The organism is Microcystis sp. M049S2, from assembly GCF_020245625.1.
GTDB classification, from domain to species: domain Bacteria; phylum Cyanobacteriota; class Cyanobacteriia; order Cyanobacteriales; family Microcystaceae; genus Microcystis; species Microcystis ichthyoblabe_A.
Genome location: NZ_JADBUN010000083.1, coordinates 1 through 2,960, shown reverse-complemented (window position 1 = coordinate 2,960; position 2,960 = coordinate 1). Strand labels below are relative to the sequence as shown.

Here is a 2,960-nt window from a genome sequence, read left to right as displayed (position 1 = left end):
CTTAAATATTGGAAGAAAGGTAGTCGGAGAGGCCGCCTTTAGCGGGAATCCGATAGAGAGGTTCGTAGTTAACCCAGTACGGGTCAAAGCGTACAAAGCTAATTCTAGATGCAATATTTGCGTACAGAATTAGTAACTATGAGATTTAACTTTTTAGAAAGAGGCATTCACGGTTACTATCCCTTTAATCGCCCCTTAACAGATAGACTGAATTTAGCAGATGATGGCGATGTTATTTATTTGCTCGAAGAAAGCGATCTAGATTGGGCTACTCCTCCGCCATTGACCCAGCGTCAGCAAGGTCTAACTCGAAGATTCCGGCAACTGATCAACACCGCGAATCAACAACTGGCAAAGAATTTATCTGCTCTAACTAGCCAAGGGGCAAGACCATTATTAACCCCAAGAGAGCTAAGAGCAGCTACTTACGTTCCAGCGGCCTTATATGGTAGAGCTTTGGAACGGTTGGTTGCTAGGAGGGTAAGAAATGATCCCATCTTATCTAAACATCTCAGATATACAGGTCAAGGTTCAAGACCGGATTTTCGGGGTAAACGAGGAAGTCATCTACAAGGGGTAAATTTTGAATTAACGACCCGTCGCGCTAGAGCAGATCATGTCCGTCGTCGCTATCCTAATACAAGGATCTATACCTACCGCAGACCCTCTCATCTAGGATTTTAACCCTCATTTTTTCAGCTGACTTCTGACCCAATTCCGAAATGCTTTTACTAACTCTAGGTAATCTGTCTGGCCAGCTTGTTGTAAAAATATAGCAATTTCTAAGATGGGTAAATTAGGAAAAAACTGACTGGTTGGGGAGGTGATATAAGTGCCATTTTGTAATTGTTGGATGACCAGAGACTCCCCATTATAAACCCAAACCTCTGCCACGCCTAAATCTGCATAAACCTGAAGGCGATTTTGAGAACTGCTGGTGACATCAATTTCTATGACTAAATCTGGTGCAGGGTCTTCATTTAAGTCCAGTCGCTTTTTCCCCCGAACCGCCTCAATATTATCAATGTAAAAACATTCATCCGGTTCTGCACCACTCAATTTAGGGCGTTTAAAGGTGGTAGAACCAAGGGGATAAATCGGGACTACTGATTCTTCCGCTAGGGTTTCGACAAGGCGACCGATGAGGGTTTTACTAAATTCGTGTCCGGTCGAAGGAGCCATGATTTCTAAATTGCCACGATTGTAGGTCAGCCGCAGACGGCGATCGCTCATTTCTTCTAGCAGCGTTTCGTAGGTTTCCCAGCTAATCCCGGACAGGTGAATTATTTCAGCCGGCGGTGCGAGCAGTGTTGCAGTCATAGATTCAAGCAAAAATCCCATACTCCCATTTTAGAATACTGATAACTGATATATGAATAATTCACGAGTAGATAGTGCCAATTCTCTGCGTATTAACCAACCAGACTTAGTAATGGTGGCCGTTGCCGGTCAAATTGCCCATCCAGTCGGTCAGGCTAATCCCTATCGCATCGGTCATGATGGCATACCCCGAATCCTTCCGGCCACCGGGGGAATTGTCCTCAATCAACGGGTTGGCGATCGCTGTGTCGGTTTAATGGGGGATCATATTGAACCGGGGGTGGCTCTCCATAATAATAGTCGGGAAATTATCGGCGGTCGTCGCGGCCCCAATCTCGCCCTGATTACCTATGCTTGTTTGGGCAATCGCGCTAGGGTGATTACTGGACCTGCCACGGGTCAATCGGGTCTGGTGACGGGAAAACATGGGGGAGTGGATCATGTTTTGGTAGATTTTCCCCCTGCGGTTTTGCGTCGCCTACGGATCGGCGATCGAGTGCAAATCTATAGTTATGGTTTGGGGTTAAAATTATTAGACTATCCCGATCTGCGTTTATTTAACTGTTCCCCCGATTTTCTGCGACGTTGGGGTTTAATTCCGGGTGATCGCGGTTTACAAGTACCCGTGACTCATTTTGTCCCTGCTGCTGCTATGGGTTCGGGATTGGGCAAAAATACGGTCTGGCGTGGTGATTATGATATCCAGCTATTCGATCCGCAACTTCGCCGCCGCTATCGTCTTGATACTCTTCGATTTGGCGATTTGGTTGCCATTGGCTCGGCGGATACCCGTCACGGTCCTAGTTACCGTCAAGGTCGGATTACTTTCGGGATTATCGTCCATGGCGATAGTACGGTCAGTGGTCATGGTCCCGGGGTTATGCCTTTATTAACGGGTTCCTGTCAACGTTTACAACCTCTCTACGATGGCGGGGCTAATTTTGCCGCTCTGTTTAATTTGCGATCGCTACCTCCCGCCCAAGTCTATTCTCCTCTGGTCAATCCTTCCGGAATTACTCCTCGATCTAGGGAAGTTTATGTTGGTCGTACTTAATTTTTTATGGTTGAGCTAGAAACTCAATTATTGTTAAGTTTTTCTAATTTATTGGCAATTTTTTTCTGTAAACTTTTACAATAATCGGTTATAGCAAATCAAGCTTTGTCTTGATTAAAACTTCGATTTTTCTCCTAATCTATATTCGCAAATTAAATGTTAAGATTAGCCCAATTATTGGCAGGAATATATTAATGTAATCAATCTTAACAGGACTATCTTGCTCCTACTTTTATTGATTGTTTCCTATTTTTCAGATGGACTCAGCTTTTATTTAGCCAGAAAACAAGTTAGGAAAGAAAAAACAATGAATAACCAGCATCAGCAAAACCTTGGCTCTTTGTTCACCGATGTGTCCTATCAAGTAGTTTCAGAAATTTATAAGCAGGATCATCACTACTGTATCATCCATCGAAAGGAAGATCAGAAAAAAAATTATTTAAAAGAAATGAACTACCCCGCCGCAAGCGGACGGGGTATCAGAATCAAAATAGACTCAATTGTAGATTTTGGTGTAGCTGCAGGTATTCTTGGCTTTTCGTTACTTGGTATGGTTCGATAGGGTGGCATAAATCGACTAAATCCT

4 protein-coding genes are annotated in these 2,960 nt (G+C 44.0%); 3 read left to right on the top strand and 1 reads right to left on the bottom strand.

Annotated elements, in window-relative coordinates:
* The first annotated feature begins 138 nt into the window (after positions 1 to 138).
* Positions 139 to 684: a hypothetical protein gene (locus IM496_RS07080; protein ID WP_287661614.1), complete on the top strand. Its 546-nt coding sequence runs from the start codon at positions 139 to 141 to the stop codon at positions 682 to 684.
* A gap of 3 nt (positions 685 to 687) precedes the next feature.
* Here the strand turns inward: IM496_RS07080 and IM496_RS07075 are convergent, their stop codons facing one another.
* Positions 688 to 1,320: a Uma2 family endonuclease gene (locus tag IM496_RS07075; protein ID WP_194018345.1), complete on the bottom strand. Its 633-nt coding sequence runs from the start codon at positions 1,318 to 1,320 to the stop codon at positions 688 to 690.
* A 52-nt stretch (positions 1,321 to 1,372) separates the two neighbouring features.
* On the opposite strand from IM496_RS07075, the gene IM496_RS07070 reads away from it, so the two are divergent.
* Positions 1,373 to 2,374, top strand: coding sequence for a DUF4438 domain-containing protein (locus tag IM496_RS07070; RefSeq protein ID WP_194018346.1), 1,002 nt, complete (start codon positions 1,373 to 1,375; stop codon positions 2,372 to 2,374).
* Between the two features lie 307 nt (positions 2,375 to 2,681).
* On the top strand, positions 2,682 to 2,936 hold the full coding sequence (locus IM496_RS07065; protein ID WP_228009878.1) for a hypothetical protein: 255 nt from the start codon (positions 2,682 to 2,684) through the stop codon (positions 2,934 to 2,936).
* Positions 2,937 to 2,960 lie beyond the last annotated feature (24 nt).

Coding starts and splice junctions, on each gene's coding strand:
- IM496_RS07080 (WP_287661614.1), top strand. CDS start 139: ATGAGATTTAACTTTTTAGAAAGAGGCATTCACGGTTACTATCCCTTT.
- IM496_RS07075 (WP_194018345.1), bottom strand. CDS start 1,320: ATGACTGCAACACTGCTCGCACCGCCGGCTGAAATAATTCACCTGTCC.
- IM496_RS07065 (WP_228009878.1), top strand. CDS start 2,682: ATGAATAACCAGCATCAGCAAAACCTTGGCTCTTTGTTCACCGATGTG.
- IM496_RS07070 (WP_194018346.1), top strand. CDS start 1,373: ATGAATAATTCACGAGTAGATAGTGCCAATTCTCTGCGTATTAACCAA.